The organism is Pseudomonas sp. P8_229 (assembly GCF_034008635.1).
Lineage (GTDB): Bacteria > Pseudomonadota > Gammaproteobacteria > Pseudomonadales > Pseudomonadaceae > Aquipseudomonas.
The window spans coordinates 1,307,995-1,332,176 of record NZ_CP125378.1 but is presented as its reverse complement, the minus strand read 5'-3'; the positions used below and the strand labels follow the sequence as shown (position 1 = coordinate 1,332,176).

Below are 24,182 nucleotides of genomic sequence, written 5' to 3'. Positions count from 1 at the left end.
TTCGCGAGCAAGCTCCCACATGGGATTTGTGTACGACACAGATCCAATGTGGGAGCTTGCTCGCGAAGGCCGCGCCGCGGTTCCTGATCAGTAAAACATCGTCCGCGACTCTTTCAGATCAGCGCACAATTGCTGGTTCTCTGAATCAATCCCCAGCTTGTGAAACGCCGGCACACTCGCCGGATCAATCCGCGAAAACGGATGATCGGTGTCCTTGTGGCAATACAGGCTAGCCACCTGCACCAGATCGACGTAGTCAATCTGTGCCGAATTGCGCTTGAAGTCCTGATACAACCCCGGCAGTTCCACCAGCCTTTCCGGAAACTCCCAGACGCGCAGCAGCTTGTCGCCCAGCAGGGGGTGAATGTGGTCGATCACATGGTTGAGGCTGACCGGATCCGACAACAGTTCGTAGTGATCTTCGGCGTAGGTCAGGATCGGCAGTACGCCGATCTGATGCACCAGTCCTCCGAGCGCAGCCTGGTCAGGTTTGAGCTGGGTGTAGCGCCGGCACAGCGCGTAGCTGACGCCGGCGATCTCCAGGCTCCTGCGCCAGACTTCACGCATTTTCTGTTCGACCACTTCGGAACGCGCGTGGAAAATCTGCTCCATCACCAGGCCGATCGCCAGGTTGCTGCTGTAGTTGATGCCCAGCCGGGTGATGGCGGTGTGCAGGTCGGTGACTTCCTGCGCAGCGCGCAACAGCGGACTGTTGACCACTTTGATCAGGCGCGCCGAGAGCGCCGTGTCCCGGCCAATCACTTTGCTCAGATCGCTGACGCTGATTTCCGGGTCTTCGGCGGCCTTGCGAATTTGCAGGGCCACTTCCGGTAACGTTGGCAGAACCAGGTCATCGTTATCGATGGCCTCAACCAAATCCTGTTGGACCTTATCCGCCAGCTCGCTCATGTGGACTCTCTAGGGTGTTGCAACAAATGCTGCGATCAGCGCTGGATTTCGCGGTCACGATCCAGTTCGTAGGGCAAGTCGAGCAAATGCAGCGCGGGGCCTTCAAGGGCACCCAGGTGCAGATCACCCGCTTCGGCAGCTTCGGCCTGCAACACCGCCAGCAGTTCAATTTTTTCTTCGGTGCGGGCGGCCAGCACCACTTCGCCGATGGCACTGCCATGGCTTGGGGCGAACAGCGGGGTGCCCGGTTCCGGCAGTTCAGTCGCGTCCAGTTGCACGCGATACAGGCGCCGCTTGAGCTTGCCCAGGTACTGCATGCGCGCGACGATTTCCTGACCGGTGTAGCAGCCTTTCTTGAAGCTCACGCCGCCGACCGCTTGCAGGTTGAGCATCTGCGGGATGAACAGCTCGCGGGTGGTCGGCATGACCTGGCCGATACCGGCGCGGATCTGGCCCAGCAGCCATTGGTTCAGATCGCCTTCAGGCAGGGCAGCGGCCAATCTGGCCTTGATCGTATCGGCCTGATTGGCCGGCACCCAGAGTTCGGCGCGATTCGACGAGACGCGAATCGCGATCAGGCCTTCGCTGCGCACCACGCTGTCGGTGTCGGCGGGCAATGGCAGGCCGAGCGCGGCCAGCGCCTTGTCGCCATGCTCCAGACCAAAACGCACCCAGGCGGCGCTTTCGTCGGTCAGTTTGGATTTGGAGAACACGGCGTACTTTTTCAGGTCCGCCAGCTGTGGCTCCAGCAGTTCGCTGGCCATCGCCAGCAGCACGCCGTCACCTTCGAGCAGAATGCGGAAGCTGGACTGCATCCGGCCCTTCTGCGTGCAGCGGGCGCCGAGGCTGGCCTGGGTGTCACTCAGGTAATTGAGGTTGCAGGTCAATTGGCCTTGCAGGAATTTGCCGGCATCCGCGCCGCGTACTGCGAGAACGCCTTCATGAGACAGGGTGCAGAAAAAAGCAGAATCGGCCATGGGTCATCGCAGGGTAAAGAGTCTGGGGGACATCATAAGGGGGCGTTGTTGAAATGGGTAGTTGATAAAGGATCGGTGGTGCCCGACCAAAGCCGACTGTGCGTCCCGCGTCGGGGCTGTATACTGCGCGCCTATTTGAGGAGGGCTCCATGGTCGAACAAGTTGAACTGAATCGCCTCTTTTGGCACAGCCGTCGCGGCATGCTTGAGCTTGACGTGTTGCTGGTGCCGTTCGTGAAAGAGGCTTACCCGCACCTCAATCAGGTCGATCGCGATTTGTATGTCCGCCTGCTGACCTGTGAGGATCAGGACATGTTCGGCTGGTTCATGGAGCGCAGCGAATCCGAAGACCCGGAGCTGCAGCGCATGGTCCGGATGATTCTGGATCGTGTTCAGCCCAAGTAACACGTTCGAATGCCGCTGGCATGCCTCACGGCAGTTGCTGGCGGTGTATCTGTTGGCCCAGGCGTTCGCTCTGGGTGCCTTGTTTATGCTTTCGATTCCACTCTGGGCCAGTCTGCTCGGCGCATTCGCGTGTCTGATACAGGCGCTCTGGGTGTTGCCACGGCAAGTGATGTTGACGCATCCCGACGCATTTTGCGGTTTGCGACGTGATGCCGATGGCTGGCAGCTGTGGAGTCAGGCGGGCGGCTGGCAAGCGGCGCAACTGCGCCCTGACAGCCTGGCGCTGCCACTGATCGTGGTGCTGCGGTTTCGTTTGCGCGGAGAGTGGCGCGTCAGATCGATCTGCGTACCACGCGACGCGCAGGCGGCGGATGTACACCGACGCCTGCGGGTGCGGCTCAAGTTCAGCCGGCGTAGGTGGGCGGCACCAGAATAGTATCGAGCGCCTCTGGCAGCAGGTTCGGGTAGTCGAGGGTGTAATGCAGTCCGCGACTTTCCTTGCGCTCCATGGCCGAGCAGATCATCAGCTCAGCGACTTGCGCCAGGTTGCGCAACTCGATCAGATCGCGGCTGACTTTATAGTTGCTGTAGAACTCGTCGATCTCGTCCAGCAACAGACGCACACGGTGCTGTGCCCGTTGCAGACGCTTGTTGGTGCGCACGATGCCCACGTAGTCCCACATGAAACGACGCAATTCGTCCCAGTTGTGCGCGATGATCACGTCTTCGTCCGAATCGGTCACCTGGCTGGCGTCCCATTCGGGCAAAGCGCTTGGGGCCGCAATATCATCCAGTTGCGCAAGAATGTCCGTTGCCGCCGAACGGGCGTAGACGAAGCATTCGAGCAGCGAATTGCTGGCCATGCGGTTGGCGCCATGCAAACCGGTGAAGCTGGTTTCGCCAATCGCGTACAGCCCCGGCACGTCGGTGCGACCGTGCTGGTCGACCATCACGCCGCCGCAGGTGTAGTGCGCCGCCGGTACGACCGGGATCGGTTGCTTGGTGATGTCGATGCCAAATCCCAGGCAGCGCTCGTAGACGGTCGGGAAGTGGCTTTTGATGAAGGCTTCGGGTTTGTGGCTGATGTCCAGATAGACGCAGTCGACGCCCAGACGCTTCATTTCATGGTCGATGGCCCGGGCGACGATGTCGCGCGGGGCCAGTTCGGCACGTTTGTCGAAGCGCGGCATGAAGCGTTCGCCGTTGGGCAGCTTCAGGTGTGCACCTTCGCCGCGCAGGGCTTCGGTGATCAGGAAACTCTTGGCTTGCGGGTGATACAGGCACGTGGGGTGGAACTGGTTGAATTCCAGATTCGCCACCCGGCAGCCCGAACGCCAGGCCATGGCAATGCCATCACCGCAGGCGCCGTCGGGGTTGCTGGTATAGAGGTAGACCTTGGCCGCGCCGCCGGACGCGAGGATCACGAAGCGTGCGCCGTAGGTGTCGACTTCTCCGGTCGCCCGATTCAGCACGTAGGCGCCGAGGCAGCGATCACCGTCCATGCCCAGGCGACGCTCGGTAATCAGATCAACGGCAACTCGCTGCTCCAGCAGTTCGATATTGCTGCGTTGTCGGGCTTGGGCGAGCAGGGTGGTGAAAATCGCTGCGCCCGTTGCATCGGCGGCGTGGATGATGCGTCGATGGCTGTGACCGCCTTCGCGGGTCAGGTGGAATTCGAAACCGCCGTCTTCGGTGCCGGACTGTTCGTCACGGGTGAAGGGGACGCCCTGGTCGATCAGCCACTGGATAGCTTCGCGGCTGTGCTCGACGGTGAAGCGTACCGCGTCTTCATGGCACAGGCCGCCGCCGGCGTTCAAAGTGTCGTCGACGTGGGATTCGACAGTATCGGTATCGTCCAGCACGGCAGCGACGCCGCCCTGGGCCCAGTAGGTCGAGCCGTTGGCCAGATCACCTTTGCTCAATATGGCAATGCGCAAATGACCCGGCAGGGTCAGCGCGAGACTCAAACCGGCAGCGCCGCTGCCAATGACCAGAACATCGTGTTGAAACTGTTGGCTCATTTCAGGATTCCGCTCAAAGCGACCCGGATCGGGGTTGGCGCAAGACAGCTGGATTGGCGAGTCAAGACAGCCACACAGCCCACTAGTATATAGAGGGGTGGAGCGGCACAATAGCCGGGCTCGTATGGCATTGTGAAACTACTGTGACGACAAATGCTTGACGCTTCGTCGGGAGTTTTTTTCTGTCGTTTTGGGAAAAGGCGACTGTATCGAGGATGAAACAGGCTTTTTCAGCGCACGGTCGCTCAATGTCGCTTCAGCATGACTATAAATAATTGGAACTTTTGCCAGAGGCCCAAGATCAATAGACAGTTGCCTGAAACACGGGACAGTGTCGGCTTCAATGCAGAACCTGCGATTGGGTTTTTGCCGGCGAACCGATGACAAGATTATTCGCGCAGCCGGTTTATCCCGCGCTGCGTTTTTCGTGCGTGCCAAATCAGAGCCCGCAGGAAACTTGCCTGGAGGGGGAGAACTTTTGCGAAAAGCCCGAGTCTATGTTTGCAAGTCTGGTCGTTTAGTTATGCAAGCCTCCTCCATGCTTATCGAGGAGTGTTCATGCTAACCCAGGAAGAGGATCAGCAGCTGGTCGAACGCGTTCAGCGTGGCGACAAGCGAGCTTTCGATCTGCTGGTGCTGAAATATCAGCACAAAATTCTCGGGTTGATCGTGCGTTTCGTGCACGACACCCATGAAGCCCAGGATGTGGCTCAGGAAGCCTTTATCAAGGCATACCGAGCGCTAGGAAACTTTCGCGGAGACAGCGCGTTCTATACGTGGCTTTACCGCATTGCCATCAACACGGCAAAAAACTATCTGGTTTCACGCGGCCGCCGGCCGCCGGATAGCGATGTAAGTTCTGAAGATGCAGAGTTCTACGACGGCGATCACGGCCTCAAGGATCTTGAATCACCGGAGCGCGCATTGCTGCGGGATGAGATCGAAGGCACCGTCCATCGAACCATTCAGCAACTGCCAGAGGATTTGCGTACGGCTTTAACTTTACGCGAATTCGATGGTCTGAGTTACGAGGACATTGCGAGCGTCATGCAGTGTCCGGTGGGTACCGTGCGCTCCCGGATCTTCCGCGCCCGGGAGGCCATCGATAAAGCCCTGCAGCCGTTGTTGCAGGAAAACTGAGACAGCGGCGACAGCCAAGAGAGGAACGCCATGAGTCGTGAAGCCCTGCAGGAATCGCTGTCCGCAGTGATGGATAACGAAGCGGACGAACTGGAATTGCGTCGAGTGATCAATGCACTGGACAATGTTGAAACCCGTGAGACCTGGGCTCGTTATCAGATCGCTCGGGCAGCCATGCACAAGGATCTGCTGCTTCCGCGTCTGGACATTGCTGCGGCAGTTTCTGCTGCGCTGGAAGACGAAACGGCTCCAGCCAAAGTATCCCGTGGCCCTTGGCGCAACCTCGGTCGTCTGGCCGTTGCAGCCTCGGTGACCGTTGCCGTACTGGCCGGTGTTCGCCTGTACAACCAGGACGAAATCGCTGGTGTCGAGCTGGCTCAGCAATCCAATCAGCCATCCCTGGCCGCTCCACAGGTCAAGGGCCCGGCTGTTCTGGCTGGCTATAAGGAAAGCTCGGAAGCCACAGGCCCGATGGCCAATGGTGTACTGCAAGGTCAGCCAGGCTGGCACGATCAGCGTCTGCCAGGTTATCTGCGCCAGCATGCCCAGCAGGCTGCACTGAAAGGTACTGAAAGCGCCTTGCCTTATGCGCGTGCAGCAAGCATGGAAAACCGTTAAGGAGGATCATGCGCGCCATACCTCTACTTTCGCTTTTGCTCAGCGGCTGGTTCATTGTTCCAGCCCATGCCGATGAGGCCCAGGACTGGTTGACCCGTCTGGGCCAGGCCGAGCAGCAGCAAAGCTTCCACGGCACCTTCGTTTACGAGCGTAACGGTAGTTTTTCTACCCACAACATCTGGCATCGTGTCCAGAATGGTCAGGTCCGCGAGCGGCTGCTTCAGCTCGACGGCTCGGCGCAGGAAGTCGTGCGCGTTGATGGGCATACTCAATGCGTCAGCGGCACCCTGATTGCGGGGTTGGGAGACTCTCCCAACTCGACTGCTCGTTCGCTTGATCCCCAAAAGCTGAAAAACTGGTATGACCTTGCCGTCATCGGCAAGTCGCGCGTGGCCGGGCGTGATGCGGTGATCGTATCACTGACGCCTCGAGATCAGCATCGCTATGGTTTCGAACTGCATCTGGACAAGCAGACCGGTTTGCCCCTCAAGTCGTTGCTGCTCAATGACAAAGGGCAGTTACTCGAGCGCTTCCAGTTCACCAGTCTTGATACCGCCGACGTCCCGTCGGATAAAGACCTGCAACCTGGCACCGAGTGCAAGACAATTACGCTCGACAGTGACAAGGCGTCTGCCGTGAAGACCGCTCAGGTCTGGCATTCCGACTGGCTGCCGCCGGGCTTTGAACTGACCAGCAGCACCTCGCACAAAGACCCGGAAACCAAAACTCAGGTCAACAGCCTGATGTATGACGACGGGTTGGCGCGATTCTCGGTCTTTCTGGAGCCTCTGAACGGTGCGACAGTGACCGATACCCGCACGCAGCTGGGGCCGACTGTTGCTGTCTCCCGCCGCCTGACCACGCCTGAAGGCGAAATGATGGTGACGGTGGTCGGCGAAATTCCAATCGGCACGGCCGAACGGATTGCTCTGTCGATGCGCAACGATGGCGCTGCAACCAGCAAGCAGTGAGCTGATTTCAGTCATTTCCACCTCTTCGTCGAGACGTAGATGAAATGTTTGCTCAGCATTTTCATTTGCAAATCACCCGAAAGTTTTTTATAGGTCAGAGCCTCACGGCTCTGGCCTTGTCTGTTGTTCCCGGAACAAAAATGCCGGCCCGCGGTTCCCGGTGTTCCTTGCTCCATATCGCTTAACCCTGCTCGTCGTAACGGGAGCTGTATGTCGATACTTAGCTTGAAGTCTTATCTCTCCATTTTCGCCACCGTGCTGGTGCTTGGTCAGGCTGTTTCTGCTGCCCAGGCAGCCGACCTGCCGGATTTCACCCAACTGGTCGAACAGGCCTCGCCTGCGGTGGTGAACATCAGTACCACGCAGAAACTGCCGGATCGCAAAGTGAACCAGCAGATGCCAGACCTGGAAGGCTTGCCGCCGATGCTGCGTGAGTTCTTCGAGCGTGGCATGCCGCCTCAGCAGCGTTCGCCACGGGGTGATCGCCAGCGCGAAGCGCAATCGCTGGGCTCGGGTTTCATCATTTCCTCGGATGGCTACATCCTGACCAACAACCACGTGATTGCCGATGCCGACGAAATCCTCGTGCGCCTGGCTGATCGCAGTGAAATGAAAGCCAAGCTGATCGGCACCGATCCGCGTTCCGACGTGGCCCTGCTGAAAATCGATGGCAAGGACCTGCCGGTGCTCAAACTTGGCAAGTCTCAGGACCTGAAGGCTGGTCAATGGGTCGTGGCGATCGGTTCGCCGTTCGGCTTTGACCACACCGTGACCCAGGGCATTGTCAGTGCCGTCGGCCGTAGCCTGCCAAACGAAAACTACGTGCCGTTCATTCAGACCGACGTGCCGATCAATCCGGGCAACTCCGGTGGCCCGCTGTTCAACCTCAATGGTGAAGTGGTCGGGATCAACTCGCAGATCTACACCCGTTCCGGTGGCTTCATGGGCGTATCGTTCGCCATCCCTATCGATGTGGCGATGGACGTTTCCAATCAGCTGAAAAGCGGTGGCAAGGTCAGCCGCGGCTGGCTGGGCGTGGTCATCCAGGAAGTGAACAAGGATCTGGCCGAGTCGTTCGGTCTTGATAAGCCGGCCGGTGCGCTGGTTGCGCAGATCCAGGATGACGGTCCGGCAGCCAAGGGCGGCCTGCAAGTGGGCGACGTGATCCTGAGCATGAACGGTCAGCCGATCGTCATGTCCGCCGACCTGCCACATCTGGTGGGTGCGCTGAAGGCGGGTGCCAAGGCCAACCTCGAAGTGATTCGTGACGGCAAGCGCAAGAACGTCGAACTGACGGTTGGCGCGATTCCGGACGAAGACAAAGAGCTGGCAGCACTGCCGAAGTCCGGCACGGAAAGCAGCAGCAATCGCCTCGGCGTGTCGGTAGTTGAACTGACCGATGAGCAGAAGAAAACCAACGACCTCAAGGGCGGGGTGGTCATCAAGGACGTTCAGGACGGTCCAGCAGCGCTGATCGGTCTGCAGCCGGGTGACGTGATCACTCACCTGAACAACCAGGCCATCGGCTCCACCAAGGAGTTCGCCGAGATCGCCAAGGCGCTGCCGAAGAATCGTTCGGTATCGATGCGCGTTCTGCGTCAAGGTCGTGCCAGCTTCATCACCTTCAAACTGGCTGAATAATCTGCCTGCGGTGAAATAAAAAACCGCCTCGAAAGAGGCGGTTTTTTTATGCCTGAAACATTTGCATCGCTGAAGAAATCTCAGCCCATCATGTCCTTGATCATGCGCTCTTGCTCCATCAGCTCGCGTTGGCGGGCATCGATGCGTGAGGACAGAGGGAAGTTGCTGCCTGCTTTGCGCTTGGCGAAATCGAGTTGCTGGATCGCCTGACGATAATCGCCCACCAGCGCGAAGTACTCGGCGCGGGCCTGATGCAAGCCGATGATATTGCCGGACAGACCACGTGTTTCGGCGACCTGATACCACACGTCCGGATCGTTCGGGCGGGATTTGAGCAAACCTTCGAGGGCTTTCTCCGCGTCGGCAGTGCGGTTCTGTTTCAGCAACAGATCGACACGGACCTGATTCAGCGGGTAATTGCCCGGAAATTGCGTGAGCATCCGGTCAACCCGCGTTTGCGCATCCGGCAGACGGTTGTTGGTGATGTCCAGATCGATCTGCGCGAGGTTGTAGATGATCTCGTTGGGCGACTTGGCCAGCAGTTGCTTGAGGTTCTCCCGGGCTTCATTGAGCTGACCGCCTTTGATCTGGGCGATTGCCAGGCCGTAGCGCGCCACGTCATTTTTCGGGTTCTCGTCCAGTTGCGCGCGGAAACGCTTGGCGCCCAGTCCCGGGGTTTCTTCGTAGATCAGTTGCACGCGGGCGCGGATCAGTTGATAGCGCATGCTGTCTTCGATGCCGCCCGCCGGTGCCTGTTCCGCACGGTTGCGGGTGTCGGCGATACGCGATTCGGTCACCGGGTGAGTCAGCAGGAACTCCGGCGGCTTGGCGTCGAAGCGGTACTGGCGCATCAACCGTTCGAACATGGTCGGCATCGAGCGTGGGTCGTACCCGGCCTTTTCCAGGTTGAGGATGCCGATACGGTCGGCTTCCTGTTCGTTCTGGCGTGAGAAGGTACGTTGTGACTGAATGGCCGCGGCCTGAGTGCCGGCAATGGTTGCGATCCCGGCATCACCGCCACCGGCGGCGGCAATCACGATGCCGGCCAGCAGTGCGGCCATCATCGGCACCTGCATGCGCTGCGAAGCTTCGACGCCGCGAGCGAAGTGGCGTTGTGACAAGTGAGCCAGTTCGTGGGCCAGTACCGAGGCGTATTCGCCTTCGGTCTGCGCGTTGAGGAACAACCCGCCGTTGACCCCGACCACACCGCCTGGGGCGGCGAATGCGTTGAGTTGCGGGCTGTTGATCAGGATGAATTCCAGACGGCGGTCGGTGACCTGGCTGGTTTCCACCAGCTTATAGACGCTGGACTCGACGTAATCCTTGAGCTGCGGATCGTTGAGCTGAGCAACCTGGCTTCGCAACATGGCCAGCCAGGCGCGGCCGAGCTGGTATTCCTGTTGTGGCGAGACAATGGCAGAACTGGCGTCGCCAAGTGACGGCAGATCGTCGGCAAAGCCCGGTGAGGCGAGCAGGCAAGCGAGCGTCAGCAGGGTAGGGCGCAGAAATGTCATGCACAAAGCCTTAGAAGACAAAGACCTTACTGTAGCCGGACACCGGGCTTGCGACCAGATATTCTAGGCCGCTCAACCACCTGAACCGGAGTGCCGCAATGACTGACGCTGTAGCCCATGACTGTGAACTGGACGCCAGTGGCCTGAATTGCCCGTTGCCGTTGCTCAAGGCGAAACTGGAACTCAACAAGTTGCCCAGCGGCGCGGTGCTCAAGGTGATCGCTACGGATGCTGGCTCGCAGCGTGACTTCCGCACCTTTGCCCGTTTGGCTGGTCATACGCTGCTGCACGAAGAAGACGATGCAGGCGTTTACCGTTACTGGTTGAAAAAAGCCTGAAACCGACAGCGTAAAAGACCTGGGAATTATTGATGTTCAAAGTGTTACGCGACTGGATTCAGCGCTACTTTTCCGATGAAGAGGCGGTGGTGCTGGCGGTGCTGTTGTTCCTTGCCTTCACCGCGGTGCTCACCCTCGGCGGCATGCTCGCGCCGGTACTGGCGGGGATGGTGCTGGCGTATCTGATGCAGGGGTTGGTGCTCGCCCTTGAGCGCATGCGCATGCCTGGTGCGGCGGCGGTGGGTCTGGTGTTTGCGCTGTTCATGGGCGTGTTGCTGGTGTTTATCGTGGTGGTTTTGCCGCTGCTCTGGCATCAACTGATCACGTTGTTCAACGAGCTGCCGGGCATGCTCGCCAAGTGGCAGTCGCTGCTGTTGTTACTGCCCGAGCGCTACCCGCATCTGGTTTCCGACGAGCAGGTACTGCAGGCCATCGAAGCGGCGCGTGGCGAGATCGGCAAGTTCGGGCAGTGGGCGCTGACCTTCTCGCTGTCGAGTTTACCGTTGCTGGTCAACATCATGATCTATCTGGTGCTGGTGCCGATCCTGGTGTTCTTCTTCCTCAAGGATCGGGCCATGATCGGCGAGTGGGTGCGCGGCTATCTGCCGCGAGAGCGCGCGCTGATCACCCGGGTTGCCCAGGAAATGAACCGGCAGATCGCCAACTACATTCGTGGCAAGGTCATCGAAATCGTGATCTGTGGCGGCGTGACCTACATCGCGTTCGTCGCGCTCGGCCTCAACTATGCGGCGCTGCTGGCGTTGCTGGTCGGCGTGTCGGTGGTGGTGCCGTACGTCGGCGCGGTGGTAGTGACCGTGCCGGTGCTGCTGATCGCACTGTTCCAGTGGGGCTGGAGCGATCAGTTCATCTATCTGATGGCGGTCTACGGGATCATTCAGACGCTGGATGGCAACGTGCTGGTGCCGTTGCTGTTTTCCGAGGCGGTCAACCTGCACCCGGTAGCAATCATCTGCGCGGTGCTGTTGTTTGGCGGGTTGTGGGGTTTCTGGGGAGTGTTCTTTGCGATTCCCCTGGCGACGCTGTTCAAAGCGGTGCTGGATGCCTGGCCGCGCAAGGAGCCGGTGGTGGCGCCGCTGCTGTAGCAGTTTGTCCAGATTTTGCAGGGCGGCTATTCGCGAGCAGGCTCGCTCCCACAAGGTTCAGATGATCCCTGTGGGAGCGGGCTTGCTCGCGACGGCGTCAGTGAAATCGACGCAGAAATATCAGGCTTTATTCAGCGCCTGAGCAGCAGCCAGCACCGCATCCACATGCCCCGGCACTTTCACGCCGCGCCATTCCTGACGCAGCACACCGTTCTTGTCGATCAGGAACGTGCTGCGATCAACGCCCAGGTATTCCTTGCCGTAGAGCTTTTTCAACTTGATCACGTCGAACAGCTGGCAGACGGCTTCGTCCTTGTCGCTGATCAGCTCGAACGGGAACTCCTGCTTGCACTTGAAGTTCTCGTGGGATTTCAGGCTGTCGCGGGAAATACCGAAGATCTCCGTGTTGGTCGCCTGAAATGCCGCGTATTGATCACGAAAACCCTGGCCTTCGGTGGTGCAGCCCGGGGTGCTGTCCTTCGGGTAGAAGTAGATCACCACTTGCTTGCCCTTCAGGGCAGACAGGCTGACGGTCTGCCCGCTGGTGGCAGGTGCTTCGAAATCCGCAACCGGTTGGTCGATGACAACGGCCATGAAAGCTTCCTTACATTGGGTTTTGTGGGCGCCAAGGCTCGATCAGGGCATCCAGATTCATCGCGTCGGCGAAATCCAGGAACTGGTCGCGCAGCCAACTGATCTGGGTACCGGCCGGCAGGGTCACGGTGAACGTGGCGTTGAGCATGGTGCCGCCGGTCTGCGGAGCCTGGTAGGTATCGCAGGTCAGGTTTTCCAGTTCGACGTTGTGGTCCATGAAGAACTGGCATAGCTCATTGATGATGTCCGGGCGATACGCCGAGCTGACATACGCCACGTACGGCAGTGCCTGCGGGCGATTTTCCAGCGCGGCGCTGCGCACTACGTTGACCGTGAACGCGTGCTTCTTGGCGAGCCCGGACAGGCTGCCTTCCAGACGCGCAAGGGCGTCCCAGCTGCCAGAGATCTCAAGGATCAGCGCGCTGCATTCGCCATGGCGAGTCAGCCGGGAGGTGACGACGGCGCAGCGATTTTCATGGCTGGCGCGGCACAGGACGTTAGTCAGCTCCATGGGGTTGGCGCCAAGGGCACTGATGACAAGGAATTGTTCGCGAACTGTGGGGGTGGACATGCAGCATTCCTAAAGCGATGAGCGGTCGGTAAGTCGATGAGCGTTGGTCGTCGGGATGCGTCTGCGCGTGCCGATTCAGAAAGCCCCGGGCCACGGCTCGCAATTCGCTCCAATAATAGTGGAGCGTGCAGCAGCGACGCTGGAACGGGACCTGGGAGGCCGAAAAGGGAGGCTGGAACCCGGCGTACAAGCTGATCAGTACCGATCAAAGTCTGAAGGGTAGCGAAAACCGACGCCAAGGGGAATGGCGGCGCAGTACTTCGCTTGTGCAAGCATCTTGGCGCCAGTACCATTACCGCTCTCTTTTTCCGGCAGGAGCGGTTTCATGATTGCGGGCAGTATGGTGGCACTGGTCACTCCCATGGATGCACAAGGGCGTCTTGACTGGGACAGCCTCAGCAAACTCGTGGACTTCCATCTCAAGAACGGCACCCATGCCATTGTCGCGGTCGGTACTACCGGCGAATCGGCGACGCTTGACGTAGAAGAGCACATCGCCGTCATCAAAGCCGTGGTCAAGCAGGTTGCAGGCCGTATCCCGGTGATCGCCGGTACTGGCGCCAACTCGACCCGCGAAGCCGTCGAACTGACCCGCAACGCCAAGGCAGCCGGCGCCGACGCCTGCCTGCTGGTCGTGCCGTACTACAACAAGCCGACCCAGGAAGGCCTGTACCAGCACTTCAAGCACATTGCCGAAGCGGTCGACATTCCACAGATTCTCTACAACGTTCCTGGCCGCACCTCCTGCGACATGCAGGCCGAGACCGTGATTCGCCTGTCCACCGTGCCGAACATCATCGGCATCAAGGAAGCCACCGGCGACCTGAAACGTGCCAAAGCCATCATCGACGGCGTGAGCAAGGACTTCATCGTGCTGTCCGGCGATGATCCGACCGCAGTCGAACTGATCCTGCTGGGTGGCAAAGGCAACATCTCCGTTACCGCCAACGTCGCTCCGCGCGAAATGGCCGACCTGTGCGAGGCGGCGCTGAAGGGCGATGCCCAGACTGCACGGGCCATCAACGAAAAACTGATGCCGCTGCACAAGGACCTGTTCATCGAAGCCAACCCGATTCCGGTGAAGTGGGCTTTGGTTGAAATGGGTCTGATGCACGAAGGCATCCGCCTGCCGCTGACCTGGCTGAGCGCTCCTTGTCATGAAACGCTTCGCACGGCCCTGCGCCAGTGCAGCGTCCTGGTTTAATTGAGGAAGTACAACGCATGAAGCGAATGGCCGGACTTTCCGCACTTGCCTTGATTATCTCCAGCACCAGTGGCTGCGGATGGATCTGGGGCCCGGAAGGTTATTTCCGTGACCGTGGTAGCGATTACCTGGAAGCGCAACAGACTGCACCGATGCAACTGCCACCGAATGTCAGCACCTCCAAACGTCTGGATCCGCTGTTGCCGATCCCGCGCAACGTGGCTGATGACACCGCCAAGGGCGAATACGTGGTGCCGCGTCCGCAACCGCTGTCGGCGGTTGCGGACGCGACCGACTACTCGCTGCAGAAGAGCGGTGACTCGCGTTGGGTCATGGCCCAGCACCCACCGGCCGAAGTCTGGCCAGTGGCGGTGCAGTTCTTCCAGGACAACGGTTTCCGTCTGGATGAACAGCGCCCGCAAACCGGTGAATTCAGCACCACCTGGCAGCATTCCGACGAACTGTCCGCAGCCATGGCCAAGCGCCTGAGCGCAGCCGGTGTTGGCGCCGACAGCGAAACCCGCGTGCGGGTGCGCATCGAGCCAGGCGTGCAGCGCAACACCAGTGAAATCTACGTGGTCAGCGCCGAGCGTCCTGCCGGCAGCACCGCCGACGTCGACTTCACCAACCGTTCGGTCAACACTGGCCTGGACGCAGCCCTGGTCGACGACATGCTCGCGAGCATGAGCCGGATCTCCGAGAAGGGCGGTTCGGTGTCGATGCTGGCTTCGCGTGATTTCGATACCCCAAGCCGTGTCAGCCTCAGCGAAGACGGCAGCGGCAACCCGGTGCTGAACGTCGGTCCGGACCTGGATCGCGCCTGGTCGAGCGTCGGTCGTGCGCTGGAGCAAGGTCAGTGGCGCGTTGAAGACATCAACCGCAGCCTGGGCCTGTACTACATCAACCTGGCCGAAAAGGCCGAGAAGAAAGACGACAAGCCTGGTTTCTTCAGCAGCCTGTTCGGCAGTGCGCCGACCAAGGAAGAAGTTGAAGCCCGTGCCGAGCGTTATCAGGTTCGCCTGAGCAAGGTCGGTGAAAACGTTCAGGTAACCGTCGAGAAGAACATCAACACCGTCGCGCCGGCCGATGTGGCCCGCAAAGTGTTGAGCGTGATTCAGGACAACCTGGGCTGATCACATGCGTTTTGCCGTTCTCGGCAGCGGTAGCCAAGGGAACGGCACGCTGATCGCCAGTGCTGATACGTATGTGCTGGTGGATTGTGGTTTTTCCCTGCGGGAAACCGAAAAACGCCTGCTGCGCCTGGGTGTGAACCCGGCGCAACTGAGCGCGATACTCGTAACCCACGAACATGCCGACCACGTGCATGGCGTGGGTTTGCTGTCTCGGCGCTACAATCTGCCGGTCTACCTCAGTCGCGGCACACTGCGCGGGATGCGCAAACCGATCGAGCCCGCAGGCTTTCTGGCCGGCGGCGAGCATTTGCAGATCGGCGCTCTGAACATCCGGGTCATTGCCGTGGCCCATGATGCGCAGGAGCCGACCCAGTATGTATTCAGTGATAACGAGCAGCGGCGCTTCGGCCTGCTGACCGATCTGGGTTCCTACTGCGAGCGGGTGCTGGACGGCTATCGGGATCTCGATGCATTGATGATCGAGTCCAATCACTGCCGCGACATGCTGGCTCGTGGTCATTACCCGTACTTTCTCAAGCAACGGGTGGGCGGCGAGCTGGGACATTTGAATAACCATCAGGCGGCATTCCTGGTGGCCGAGTTGGGGTGGCAGGGCTTGCAGCATCTGGTTCTCGCCCACCTGAGCAGCAAGAACAACCTGCCGCAGCTGGCCCGGCAATGTTTCGTCGACACCCTCGGGTGCGACCCGGACTGGCTGCAACTGGCCGATCAAGATTCAGGGCTCGACTGGCGCCATATCGCCTAGCCCATCTACTTAGCAAGCGGAGCCCATCATGGAAAAACGTGAAGAACTCTACCGCGGCAAAGCCAAATCGGTTTACAAGACCGACGACGCTGACCGCTTGATCCTGCTGTTTCGCAACGACACCTCGGCGTTCGACGGCAAGCGCATCGAGCAGCTCGACCGCAAAGGCATGGTGAACAACAAGTTCAACGCCTTCATCATGCAGAAACTCGAAGCGGCCGGCATTCCGACCCAATTCGACAAGCTGCTGGGCGACAACGAGTGCCTGGTGAAGAAGCTGGACATGATCCCGGTCGAGTGCGTCGTGCGTAACTACGCCGCCGGCAGCCTGGTCAAGCGTCTGGGTGTGGAGGAGGGGCTGAAGCTCAACCCTTACACCTTCGAACTGTTCCTGAAGGACGACGCCAAGGGCGACCCGTTCATCAACGAATCCCACGTCGTGGCATTCGGTTGGGGCACCGCCGAGCAACTGGCGCGCATGAAAGAACTGTCGCTCAAGGTCAACGAAGTCCTGAGCAAACTGTTCGACGACGCCGGCCTTTTGCTGGTGGACTTCAAGCTGGAGTTCGGCGTGTTCAGCGACGGCTCCATCGTCCTGGGCGACGAGTTCAGCCCGGACGGTTGCCGTCTGTGGGACAAGGACACCAAGAAGAAGATGGACAAGGACCGCTTCCGCCAGGGCCTCGGTGACGTCATCGAAGCCTACGAAGAAGTCGCCAATCGTCTGGGTGTACCGCTTTAATCGACGCAAGCATCTGATAGCACGAAGAAATTTTCGAAAGAGGGTTTGCTTTCGCTAAAAGTGTTGTTATGATGCGCGCCGTTGGAGAGATGCCAGAGTGGCCGAATGGGACGGATTCGAAATCCGTTGTACCTTCACCGGTACCTAGGGTTCGAATCCCTATCTCTCCGCCATTATTGAACAAGACGAAGCCCCCGTAATCATTGCTGATTACGGGGGCTTTTTCGTTTCCGGTCGCCAAGATTTGTGTTGTGCAGGCTGATGCCTCCAAGCTTTGACTTTCTGCCGATCGGGATGGTCCTGTAAGCGCTCTGGCGACGTTTACAGACGCTGAGCGGATCGCTCCGGGTCGCATCATATTGGTAGGAAACACTGGTGAGCAGCCCGGAAGGAGGGGCTTGGGCTGCTTTAGCTAGCACTTAAGAGAGGAGGCGAGCAACCAGAGTGGCTCTGGCTGCTGTCTCCGATAACGGTAATACATGTCTCGTCGATTTGTTGCGTTAGTGACCGCTTACCGAGTGAGTTACTTGCATTTCGAATCCACGTTGCTGGCCAGTTTATAGATCGTTCCACCAAACGTTCCGTAGGACTTTTCTGGCGAATTGGCAATGGTCGCAACGGCACCGTAGAGCCTGGAGCCTTCAACCGCCTCCTTAATGGTTTCTGAGCCTGGTAGGTCTGTTCTGGTGGTGGTCATGAGGATGTCGGGCGGGCAGGACTCCAGAGCGCTTTGCAAGGCGTGCGCATTGAACCCGTACCTGATTGCCATGGCATTCAGGTGATCTGATTTGTATGCGGGGGGCAGTAGCCCTGTCAGAGGATAGAGGGAAAACATAAAGCCACTGATGCTTAGTGTACTTCCAGGTGGAGCGTCTTTCAGGATGGCATCGGCGGCCAGTAAATAGTTGGATTGGGCAACCGCTTCAGGTCTCCAGGCCGTGTTGGCTATGCCTGCAAGATTTTCCTTGGTGCCTGACCATATGTTGGAAAGCAAAACAAATTTGGGCCAGAGCAGAGGCATGCACACAGCAATGAATCCTGCTGAGATTACGACTCTCACTTTTTCAGGTTGCGGGCTGATCAGGTGATGCCAGGCCAGTGCGCAGATACCTGCCAAGCCTGGAAGGCAGACAGCGAAGTGGTAGGGGAAACCTATTTTTGAAATGGGTTCCAGCAAGGGGACGGCTGCAATGACTGCCCAAAATAATAAGCGATTCAAAGATGCTGAACTTCGCTGATGCACAGTATGCACAATCAGTCCGAAAGCCGCGGCTCCTGTAATGCCGAGTGCGATACTTGCCTCTTTGGCTGAAGCCGTGCCATTTGAAATCAGCAGAGGGATCGTCTGATCTTTCATTGAGGCATAAAAGTCACCAGCATGTACGTACGCATCAAGGAGCGCCTGCATTCCACCGCGGGAAATCAGTACCGCGCCAATGATGACGGCACCTGTCAGTACACCACCCATGAAGAATCTGGTAAGTGTTCGCCAGCCATAGGTGATCAGGATGCTGATTGCCCCGACGACCACGAACGGTATGAACGTTTCTCGAAGCAAAACCGAGATCGCGCTCAATGCCCCGATCCAGAGCCAGGACGGCGAGTCCTTCGATATGTTTCGAGCCAATAGCAGTGCGGTGAACAGGGGGATATAGGCCGAAAATATGCTGTTCTTGAATCCTGATTGAATGAACAGTGGCTGATTCATCAAAAAGAGGAATACAGCCGCTATCAGCGTGGCTCCCAGTCGGCTCTGTGATTGCTGCTCGATAACTTTGTAAAAGAGCAGCCCGGCCACCAAGGCGACAATCAAATCGACGAGTCGCAGAAACATCAGATGATTGACTGACAAATCAAAAACCCAAGATAGCAACATTGGGTAAAGCATCAATGTCCCTGAATCGGGTAGCCCATGTCCGGTGGACAAGCTTGCAAAAATGATCTGCGAGAAATAGGCAAATACACCTTCATCTGTCGAAGGCAGTGAGCCTAGAACGCTAAGTCGCGGCAACCCTGTCGCCACGATAACGACGAACCAGCAAAGGCCCTGCTGGCTTGATTTGGTGAAGTGACTCAGCATGACAGCATCTCTACCACTCTGATTTGCTGGGCTTCAGAGATACCGACCCAAAGTGGCAGGCGAACCAAGCGTTCGGACTGGTCATCGGTGACTTCGAGGCTGCCGTGTGTGCGGCCGTATCGCCGTCCCGCAGGAGATGAATGCAGGGGGACGTAGTGGAAGACCGAACTGATCTCCTGGCTCCTGAACTTCTCAAGGACAACTTGGCGATCAATGTCGGGTGCCAGCAATACATAATACATATGAGCGTTATGTTGGCATTCTTGAGGAATTATCGGGCGTCGCAGAATACCGCGCGCCTCCAGAGGCGCCAGTAATTCGTGGTAGCGGTTCCAGCTGGCAAGACGCTTCTGAGTAATGCGATCAGCTTCCTCCAGCTGTGCCCAAAGAAACGCAGCGATCAATTCCCCGGGAAGAAAAGAAGAGCCAACTTCTTGCCAGGTGTATTTATCGACTTCGCCTCTGAAGAAACGGCTGCGGTCTGTGCCCTTCTCACGAATGATCTCGGCGCGCAACGCCATCTGTGGATCGTTGACCAGAAGAGCGCCACCCTCACCGGAAATCACATTCTTGGTCTCATGGAAGCTGTAGGCGCCCAAGTCACCGATGCCACCCAATGCGCGCCCCTTGTACGTAGCCATTACACCTTGAGCTGCATCCTCAACTACTTTGAGATCGTGTCGCCGGGCGATTGTCATGATGCTGTCCATCTCGCAAGCGACGCCGGCGTAATGGACTGGAACGATGGCTTTGGTTCGATCGGTGATAGCTGACTCAATAAGGTTTTCGTCGAGGTTCAGGGTGTCTTTGCGGATATCTACAAAGACTGGGATGCCCCCTCGCAAGACAAAGGCGTTTGCGGTGGAAACAAATGTGTAGGAGGGCATGATGATCTCATCCCCTGGCTCAATATCCAGAAGCAGTGCAGCCATTTCCAGGGCGGCGGTGCATGAGTGGGTCAGCAGGGCTTTGCTGCAACCGGTTCGCTGCCCCAGCCAGTTGTGACAGTGCTTCGTAAACGGTCCGTCACCGGCCAAGCGGCCATTGAAGTGAGATTCGGCAATGTAATAAAGCTCCTTCCCGGTCATGTGTGGCCAGTTGAATGGAATCTTGTTTTTGCTCATTTTGAATTCGCTCCGATCTCAAAGATGCACAGTACTGGCCAGCTTTGAATGAAAACTGGGAAGGCAGCGTGATTAGGGGGCAGTGGGGTGTCATCCACGAGCAGCCACCACTGTACCTATGACAATAAGAGAAACCCCGATTACTTTTTGTAGGGTCATGGGCTCGCTTAAAATCCATGTCCCCAGAATAAGCACGACAACGAAGTTGATGCTCATGAACGGGTAGGCATGGCTCAAGTCGAATTTCGACATGGCAGCCATCCAGGTGATGGAGGCGAGGAAACCCGCTAAAAAACCGGAAAATACACCAGGGTCCATTAGCAAATGGACCATGAACTTGAGTTTTCCGAAAAGATCTTCCGGCAAGGCGCCAAAGCGTGAAATTCTCCATTTCAGCATTAGTTGCCCGTACACGGTAAATATAATTGTGGCGAATATATAAAGGTAGTCGAGCAGGCGAGCCATTAATTGCGCTCCAGAATAGCTAGCCCGAATCCGGATTTTCCGTAGCCATTGCCGTTATACAGCATGTATCTTTTTCCCTTGTGATCGAATACAAACGGGTACTCAATCATTTCGGAGTCCCAACCCTCCGACGATACGTCAATGTTGATTTCATTCAGTGCGAGACGCCATTGAGTGCCGGCATCAGTAGTTGCATATCCGATACGATACTTTTCGCCGTTTCCACTGCGATATGAAAACCACATTTCCAGTCCGCCCAGAGGGTTTTTTGCAATGGTGGGGCGAGAAAAAGCCTGAGCGACTCCCACTTCAAAAGGGATTGCCAGACCGTTACGGTGCCAGTTATCACCGTCAGTGGAGTGAGCCGAGTTGATGATGTGGATCATTTCACCATTGCCGGAATCCCAGGTTCTGGTCGATCCATACCACATGTCAAAGCCTCCATCGGGGTTTTCGACCACCCAGGGATAAGACAGGCTGATGGGGTCGGTCTCATCGATGCCCATGAACGGAGTCTCGCGGTCAATGCTCAGTGTGGCGTCTGAGTTGACAATCAGTCTGCCGACATCCCCTCGCCAGTGTTGCTGTCCGGACGATTGCCAGCCCATGAAAAGCATGTACCGAACGCCGTCGACCGTGTAGCAGTTGCCGATGCTCACACCGTCTGCATAGAAACTTCCCTTTGGACCATGCTCGAAAAACGGTATAGGGTGTTCCTTGACGACTTTTAACTGTTCGATATCGATGTCAACAGCACCGACGGAGGAGCGATTTTGGCTATCCCTCCCGCTGAAAAAAACTCTAAAAGTATCATCGTGCAAAAATACCGGAAGCGGATTGGCTGCATGAGATAGCAACTTAGGATGACGGTTTTCGCCCTCGACGGTAAACAATCGTCCGAGTTTTCGCCATGTCGGTTTCATAATTTTCTCAACTTACTACTTGGCACTCTCGAGCGCTCAGTAGCTTGACCGATATATACACCTTCCGCCTCTGCGTCTGCCAAGAGCAATGTGCCTGCGCCTATCACACATTTGTCCTCTACCTTTATATGGTCGCGCAGTGTTGCGTTGACACCAATAAAACACTGTTCGCCAATATGAACGCCGCCTGAAATTACTACATGCGAGGCGATAAAAGTATGGTCCTGGATCGTGGAGTGATGGCCGATATGGTTGCCACTCCAGAGAGTGATGTTATTGCCGATTGACACGAAAGGCTGGAGGGTGTTGTCTTCAAGAATAAAACAGTTGTCGCCGATACGACCCTCGTTGAGTACAGTTGCACGACTACTGATGTAATTGGCGAGAGTATACCCGAGCACCTTGGCTGCCAGATATTTCTCTTTGCGCACCGCATTGAGTTTGGAGTAGCTCAAGGCGATGAACATGTCATGGGTTTCTACTGGGTAACAGGAAAGAATATCTTCAAATGCAACGACTGGCAGCCCGCAAAAAATTGGGGCTTGAATATACTCGCTGTCTACTGTGAAGGCGACTACTTCAAAGGAGGAATCCGTGCTGAAATAAAAATGTGCCAATTGAGCAATATCGCCTGATCCAAATATTACTAATTTTCTTTTCATCACGTCTTCCTTACCAGAATGGTGAATTCATAAAGTTCATAGTCATGGATCAAGGCGACCTGTCGGGAATAGCGGCGTTTGCACAAGTCAAATAACAGGCAAGGGTCGGAGTAGTACAGGTCGTCGCGTTTTTTATCTTCGTCGGAGTATGAAGTCAGGCAGTTGAAAGCGAAGCCATAGCGACTTGCTTTATCCATTGCATCCAAGGTATTTTCAAGGTAGGCCAGCCACTCTGCGTCGGACTGTCCCAAGCGAACATTGAAGATCCCACTGGCAACAATATAGTCCATCAGGCTGTCAGGTTCGGATGCGGTAATGAATCGCGCTGCCTGCATTTTTGCATAGCGTTGTTTGGCGACATTGATCATGTCGCTGGAAACGTCGATGCCAAGGTAAGAAAATGAGTGGTGTTGTTTATTCAGGTAGTCAATAAGTGCGCCGTATCCGCAGCCAAGATCACCGATTGAGAAGGCCTGCGAATCATTGATTATTTTGCACAGTTGTTCGAATCGAAGCGCCTGGCCCTGTTCACCGTTCCAGTCAACCCCGTTTGGAGTTTCACCATGTAGTGCGAGCTTTTTCGAGTAGTAACTTGCTACTTCGTCGAGCAGTTCAGTCTTGTCGTTTTGCATAAATTTGCCTCACGATGGTGTAGGGGCGCTGTTTCGACTCGGAAAAGATCTTCGAAAGATAGATGCCCACGACGCCAATAAACGAGATGACCATGCCGCCAATTAGCCAGATGGACGCCATGACCGACGTCCAGCCACTCATCGGCGTCGCCAGCACTAGCCAATGAAGGATCAGATAAGCAATATAAACGACGGCAAAAAAAGAAATAGAAATGCCAATATAGAAGATGCCAACCAGCGGGGCATTACTGAATGAAGTCACAGAGTTAACCAATACAGACATTTTTCGTCTGAAGGTATAAGTCGTTTGACTGGTGCTGCCTTTTTTTACCGTTTGCGCTTGCTGGTTAAAACCGGTGATATGCCAAAGTCCTGCCATGAATACTTCACGCTCCTCATGGAGTAGCAAGGCATCCACATAGCGACGAGTCATCAGTCTGGCGGTGATGATGTTTTCCGGCAGTGCCAATCCTGTCAGCGCTTGAAAGAAGCGATAGAACCAGCGGCCGCTCCAGCGTTCGAACCAGCCACCCTTACGTTGCTCCTGTACGCCATAGACCACATCACAGGATTGTTGTTGAAGCTGCTCGGAAAAGCTGGTTAAGTATTCAGGCTCTTCCTCCAGATCGCTGTCTATCAGGAAAACTTTCTCTCCATTGGCGTGTGCCAACCCAGTCATCATTGCTTTGTGATGACCGAAATTACGTGACAGATCAACCAATACAACATGGTGATCTCGCTCGGTAAGCGAGATGGCAATGTCAAGACTGTTGTCGGGGGAACCGTCATTCACCAGGACGATTTCATAGTTCTCCCCTACAAGGCTTATTGCCGCAGCGCTGGCACGTGAATAAAATTCTTCTATATAGTCCGCAGACTGATAAAGGGTGGCTACGATCGAAAGCTTCATCAATTAACATGCCTCATCTGGCGATGGGAATTTTTCCCGCAGTTAAATAATAAATCGAGAATCGTAACGCCATGGGTGAACTCTCCCCATAACTGTGGGTACTCCGGGTAGCCAGCGTAGTCATACCAGGTGAGCTTTATATTTCGCGCGCCGAAAATCTGTTCATCGATATAATCCCTGGCCGCCGGCCCCGAGATGTATTCGGTGCCTCCAGCCTGAGCACAGAGGTCGGCAAGACGCTCGGTTTTGCCTTCGATCAACGTGTAGTCGGAGGAGCGAGTGAGCGTGGTTGCTATTTTAAGATAATCGCAGATGGCCTGAATAAAGTTCTGGTTAAGTTCGGAAATAGTGGCGTAGGAATTATTCATATAGAGTGGCTCAAGCCATTCGGAAACTTCCTGGAAGTGGGGCGCACGACTGTAGTTTTGAAGCAGGGATTTCCAGTGAGCGGCGGCCCATTCGCTTCCATCAATTTCAGTGTCCTTGATTTTCTGGTGGTATTTTCCTTTCACCAGAACGGGCACTGTTAGCCACTGAACACCTTGAGGCGTTTTGATCTGATTGCGGTTTCGCCAGTCACGACGCGTATATTGCATGTCGTCAAATAGAATAAACTCATCTACCGATGCGATCATGTCAAAATACCCTTTCCAAGGGATGTAGTTAGATTGGAGTATCGCAACTTTTTTCAAAGTATCATTCCTTGGTTCCGATAAGGCTTGCTTGAATGGCTCGGCTGA

Annotated in this window: 26 protein-coding genes and 1 tRNA gene; 13 read left to right on the top strand and 14 right to left on the bottom strand. The window is 56.7% G+C overall.

Going from position 1 to position 24,182, the window contains the following annotated elements; all coding sequences use genetic code 11:
* Positions 1-87 precede the first annotated feature (87 nt).
* Both QMK55_RS06000 and QMK55_RS05995 read right to left on the bottom strand, forming a co-directional pair.
* Positions 88-909: an HDOD domain-containing protein gene (locus QMK55_RS06000; protein ID WP_102354426.1), complete on the bottom strand. Its 822-nt coding sequence runs from the start codon at positions 907-909 to the stop codon at positions 88-90.
* A 35-nt stretch (positions 910-944) separates the two neighbouring features.
* Positions 945-1,886, bottom strand: a complete 942-nt coding sequence (locus QMK55_RS05995; protein ID WP_320328848.1) for a folate-binding protein YgfZ — start codon at positions 1,884-1,886, stop codon at positions 945-947.
* A 149-nt stretch (positions 1,887-2,035) separates the two neighbouring features.
* On the opposite strand from QMK55_RS05995, the gene QMK55_RS05990 reads away from it, so the two are divergent.
* On the top strand, positions 2,036-2,290 hold the full coding sequence (locus QMK55_RS05990) for a succinate dehydrogenase assembly factor 2 (RefSeq protein WP_025110671.1): 255 nt from the start codon (positions 2,036-2,038) through the stop codon (positions 2,288-2,290).
* The gene (locus QMK55_RS05985) at positions 2,274-2,726 is read left to right on the top strand and encodes a protein YgfX (RefSeq protein ID WP_102354428.1); all 453 of its coding nucleotides are present in this window, start codon (positions 2,274-2,276) and stop codon (positions 2,724-2,726) included. Before QMK55_RS05990 ends, QMK55_RS05985 begins: the two co-directional genes overlap by 17 nt.
* Here the strand turns inward: QMK55_RS05985 and nadB are convergent.
* The gene (gene nadB, locus QMK55_RS05980; RefSeq protein WP_320328847.1) at positions 2,695-4,311 is read right to left on the bottom strand and encodes an L-aspartate oxidase; all 1,617 of its coding nucleotides are present in this window, start codon (positions 4,309-4,311) and stop codon (positions 2,695-2,697) included. The two genes, QMK55_RS05985 and nadB, sit on opposite strands and share 32 nt — an antisense overlap.
* Before the next feature lie 558 nt (positions 4,312-4,869).
* Between nadB and rpoE the strand changes: the two genes are divergently transcribed.
* The 4 genes from rpoE to QMK55_RS05960 all read left to right on the top strand — a co-directional run bounded on the left by rpoE (position 4,870) and on the right by QMK55_RS05960 (position 8,681).
* Positions 4,870-5,451, top strand: coding sequence for an RNA polymerase sigma factor RpoE (gene rpoE, locus QMK55_RS05975; RefSeq protein ID WP_003172477.1), 582 nt, complete (start codon positions 4,870-4,872; stop codon positions 5,449-5,451).
* 30 nt (positions 5,452-5,481) lie between these two features.
* Positions 5,482-6,069, top strand: coding sequence for a sigma-E factor negative regulatory protein (locus QMK55_RS05970; RefSeq protein ID WP_320328846.1), 588 nt, complete (start codon positions 5,482-5,484; stop codon positions 6,067-6,069).
* Between the two features lie 8 nt (positions 6,070-6,077).
* On the top strand, positions 6,078-7,040 hold the full coding sequence (locus tag QMK55_RS05965; protein ID WP_102354431.1) for a MucB/RseB C-terminal domain-containing protein: 963 nt from the start codon (positions 6,078-6,080) through the stop codon (positions 7,038-7,040).
* Positions 7,041-7,250: 210 nt separating this feature from the next.
* The gene (locus QMK55_RS05960; RefSeq protein ID WP_102354432.1) at positions 7,251-8,681 is read left to right on the top strand and encodes a DegQ family serine endoprotease; all 1,431 of its coding nucleotides are present in this window, start codon (positions 7,251-7,253) and stop codon (positions 8,679-8,681) included.
* A gap of 80 nt (positions 8,682-8,761) precedes the next feature.
* Here the strand turns inward: QMK55_RS05960 and QMK55_RS05955 are convergent, their stop codons facing one another.
* The gene (locus QMK55_RS05955; protein WP_102354433.1) at positions 8,762-10,195 is read right to left on the bottom strand and encodes a M48 family metalloprotease; all 1,434 of its coding nucleotides are present in this window, start codon (positions 10,193-10,195) and stop codon (positions 8,762-8,764) included.
* 98 nt (positions 10,196-10,293) lie between these two features.
* On the opposite strand from QMK55_RS05955, the gene QMK55_RS05950 reads away from it, so the two are divergent.
* Both QMK55_RS05950 and QMK55_RS05945 read left to right on the top strand, forming a co-directional pair.
* A complete protein-coding gene (locus QMK55_RS05950; protein ID WP_102354434.1) occupies positions 10,294-10,533 on the top strand; it encodes a sulfurtransferase TusA family protein in 240 nt (79 codons plus the stop codon).
* A gap of 32 nt (positions 10,534-10,565) precedes the next feature.
* Entirely contained in the window at positions 10,566-11,636 is a 1,071-nt protein-coding gene (locus QMK55_RS05945) for an AI-2E family transporter (protein ID WP_102354435.1), read from the top strand.
* Positions 11,637-11,756: 120 nt separating this feature from the next.
* Here QMK55_RS05945 and QMK55_RS05940 read toward each other — a convergent pair whose 3' ends face one another.
* Positions 11,757-12,230 carry a peroxiredoxin gene (locus QMK55_RS05940; RefSeq protein ID WP_102354436.1) on the bottom strand — a complete coding sequence of 158 codons (474 nt, stop codon included), beginning with the start codon at positions 12,228-12,230 and terminating at the stop codon, positions 11,757-11,759.
* Between the two features lie 10 nt (positions 12,231-12,240).
* Positions 12,241-12,801 (bottom strand): glycine cleavage system protein R, encoded by a 561-nt coding sequence (locus QMK55_RS05935; protein WP_016984694.1) that lies wholly within the window; start codon positions 12,799-12,801, stop codon positions 12,241-12,243.
* Positions 12,802-13,126: 325 nt separating this feature from the next.
* Between QMK55_RS05935 and dapA the strand changes: the two genes are divergently transcribed.
* The 5 genes from dapA (at position 13,127) to QMK55_RS05910 (ending at position 16,819) form a co-directional block, all read left to right on the top strand.
* Positions 13,127-14,005 (top strand): 4-hydroxy-tetrahydrodipicolinate synthase, encoded by an 879-nt coding sequence (gene dapA / locus QMK55_RS05930; protein WP_102354437.1) that lies wholly within the window; start codon positions 13,127-13,129, stop codon positions 14,003-14,005.
* A gap of 17 nt (positions 14,006-14,022) precedes the next feature.
* Positions 14,023-15,138: an outer membrane protein assembly factor BamC gene (gene bamC, locus QMK55_RS05925; RefSeq protein ID WP_102354438.1), complete on the top strand. Its 1,116-nt coding sequence runs from the start codon at positions 14,023-14,025 to the stop codon at positions 15,136-15,138.
* 4 nt (positions 15,139-15,142) lie between these two features.
* Positions 15,143-15,904, top strand: coding sequence for an MBL fold metallo-hydrolase (locus QMK55_RS05920; RefSeq protein WP_320328845.1), 762 nt, complete (start codon positions 15,143-15,145; stop codon positions 15,902-15,904).
* Positions 15,905-15,932: 28 nt separating this feature from the next.
* A complete protein-coding gene (gene purC / locus QMK55_RS05915) occupies positions 15,933-16,646 on the top strand; it encodes a phosphoribosylaminoimidazolesuccinocarboxamide synthase (RefSeq protein ID WP_102354440.1) in 714 nt (237 codons plus the stop codon).
* An 83-nt stretch (positions 16,647-16,729) separates the two neighbouring features.
* A tRNA-Ser gene (locus QMK55_RS05910) sits at positions 16,730-16,819 on the top strand.
* A 350-nt stretch (positions 16,820-17,169) separates the two neighbouring features.
* On the opposite strand, the gene QMK55_RS05905 is transcribed toward QMK55_RS05910, so the two are convergent.
* The 8 genes from QMK55_RS05905 to QMK55_RS05870 form a co-directional block, all read right to left on the bottom strand.
* Positions 17,170-18,726, bottom strand: a complete 1,557-nt coding sequence (locus QMK55_RS05905) for a hypothetical protein (protein WP_320328844.1) — start codon at positions 18,724-18,726, stop codon at positions 17,170-17,172.
* Positions 18,720-19,850, bottom strand: a complete 1,131-nt coding sequence (gene rffA, locus QMK55_RS05900) for a dTDP-4-amino-4,6-dideoxygalactose transaminase (protein ID WP_320328843.1) — start codon at positions 19,848-19,850, stop codon at positions 18,720-18,722. Before rffA ends, QMK55_RS05905 begins: the two co-directional genes overlap by 7 nt.
* A gap of 90 nt (positions 19,851-19,940) precedes the next feature.
* Positions 19,941-20,315 carry an EamA family transporter gene (locus QMK55_RS05895; protein ID WP_222016028.1) on the bottom strand — a complete coding sequence of 125 codons (375 nt, stop codon included), beginning with the start codon at positions 20,313-20,315 and terminating at the stop codon, positions 19,941-19,943.
* Entirely contained in the window at positions 20,315-21,238 is a 924-nt protein-coding gene (locus QMK55_RS05890; RefSeq protein WP_320328842.1) for a hypothetical protein, read from the bottom strand. Before QMK55_RS05890 ends, QMK55_RS05895 begins: the two co-directional genes overlap by 1 nt.
* Entirely contained in the window at positions 21,235-21,900 is a 666-nt protein-coding gene (locus QMK55_RS05885; RefSeq protein WP_320328841.1) for an acetyltransferase, read from the bottom strand. Before QMK55_RS05885 ends, QMK55_RS05890 begins: the two co-directional genes overlap by 4 nt.
* Positions 21,900-22,532, bottom strand: coding sequence for a class I SAM-dependent methyltransferase (locus QMK55_RS05880; RefSeq protein ID WP_320328840.1), 633 nt, complete (start codon positions 22,530-22,532; stop codon positions 21,900-21,902). The genes QMK55_RS05885 and QMK55_RS05880 overlap by 1 nt, the downstream gene beginning before the upstream one ends.
* Positions 22,513-23,442 (bottom strand): glycosyltransferase family 2 protein, encoded by a 930-nt coding sequence (locus tag QMK55_RS05875; protein ID WP_320328839.1) that lies wholly within the window; start codon positions 23,440-23,442, stop codon positions 22,513-22,515. Before QMK55_RS05875 ends, QMK55_RS05880 begins: the two co-directional genes overlap by 20 nt.
* Positions 23,442-24,134, bottom strand: a complete 693-nt coding sequence (locus QMK55_RS05870) for a WbqC family protein (protein WP_320328838.1) — start codon at positions 24,132-24,134, stop codon at positions 23,442-23,444. The genes QMK55_RS05875 and QMK55_RS05870 overlap by 1 nt, the downstream gene beginning before the upstream one ends.
* Positions 24,135-24,182: the final 48 nt, after the last annotated feature.

Coding starts and splice junctions, on each gene's coding strand:
- QMK55_RS06000 (WP_102354426.1), bottom strand. CDS start 909: ATGAGCGAGCTGGCGGATAAGGTCCAACAGGATTTGGTTGAGGCCATC.
- QMK55_RS05995 (WP_320328848.1), bottom strand. CDS start 1,886: ATGGCCGATTCTGCTTTTTTCTGCACCCTGTCTCATGAAGGCGTTCTC.
- QMK55_RS05990 (WP_025110671.1), top strand. CDS start 2,036: ATGGTCGAACAAGTTGAACTGAATCGCCTCTTTTGGCACAGCCGTCGC.
- nadB (WP_320328847.1), bottom strand. CDS start 4,311: ATGAGCCAACAGTTTCAACACGATGTTCTGGTCATTGGCAGCGGCGCT.
- rpoE (WP_003172477.1), top strand. CDS start 4,870: ATGCTAACCCAGGAAGAGGATCAGCAGCTGGTCGAACGCGTTCAGCGT.
- QMK55_RS05970 (WP_320328846.1), top strand. CDS start 5,482: ATGAGTCGTGAAGCCCTGCAGGAATCGCTGTCCGCAGTGATGGATAAC.
- QMK55_RS05965 (WP_102354431.1), top strand. CDS start 6,078: ATGCGCGCCATACCTCTACTTTCGCTTTTGCTCAGCGGCTGGTTCATT.
- QMK55_RS05960 (WP_102354432.1), top strand. CDS start 7,251: ATGTCGATACTTAGCTTGAAGTCTTATCTCTCCATTTTCGCCACCGTG.
- QMK55_RS05955 (WP_102354433.1), bottom strand. CDS start 10,195: ATGACATTTCTGCGCCCTACCCTGCTGACGCTCGCTTGCCTGCTCGCC.
- QMK55_RS05950 (WP_102354434.1), top strand. CDS start 10,294: ATGACTGACGCTGTAGCCCATGACTGTGAACTGGACGCCAGTGGCCTG.
- QMK55_RS05945 (WP_102354435.1), top strand. CDS start 10,566: ATGTTCAAAGTGTTACGCGACTGGATTCAGCGCTACTTTTCCGATGAA.
- QMK55_RS05940 (WP_102354436.1), bottom strand. CDS start 12,230: ATGGCCGTTGTCATCGACCAACCGGTTGCGGATTTCGAAGCACCTGCC.
- QMK55_RS05935 (WP_016984694.1), bottom strand. CDS start 12,801: ATGTCCACCCCCACAGTTCGCGAACAATTCCTTGTCATCAGTGCCCTT.
- dapA (WP_102354437.1), top strand. CDS start 13,127: ATGATTGCGGGCAGTATGGTGGCACTGGTCACTCCCATGGATGCACAA.
- bamC (WP_102354438.1), top strand. CDS start 14,023: ATGAAGCGAATGGCCGGACTTTCCGCACTTGCCTTGATTATCTCCAGC.
- QMK55_RS05920 (WP_320328845.1), top strand. CDS start 15,143: ATGCGTTTTGCCGTTCTCGGCAGCGGTAGCCAAGGGAACGGCACGCTG.
- purC (WP_102354440.1), top strand. CDS start 15,933: ATGGAAAAACGTGAAGAACTCTACCGCGGCAAAGCCAAATCGGTTTAC.
- QMK55_RS05905 (WP_320328844.1), bottom strand. CDS start 18,726: ATGCTGAGTCACTTCACCAAATCAAGCCAGCAGGGCCTTTGCTGGTTC.
- rffA (WP_320328843.1), bottom strand. CDS start 19,850: ATGAGCAAAAACAAGATTCCATTCAACTGGCCACACATGACCGGGAAG.
- QMK55_RS05895 (WP_222016028.1), bottom strand. CDS start 20,315: ATGGCTCGCCTGCTCGACTACCTTTATATATTCGCCACAATTATATTT.
- QMK55_RS05890 (WP_320328842.1), bottom strand. CDS start 21,238: ATGAAACCGACATGGCGAAAACTCGGACGATTGTTTACCGTCGAGGGC.
- QMK55_RS05885 (WP_320328841.1), bottom strand. CDS start 21,900: ATGAAAAGAAAATTAGTAATATTTGGATCAGGCGATATTGCTCAATTG.
- QMK55_RS05880 (WP_320328840.1), bottom strand. CDS start 22,532: ATGCAAAACGACAAGACTGAACTGCTCGACGAAGTAGCAAGTTACTAC.
- QMK55_RS05875 (WP_320328839.1), bottom strand. CDS start 23,442: ATGAAGCTTTCGATCGTAGCCACCCTTTATCAGTCTGCGGACTATATA.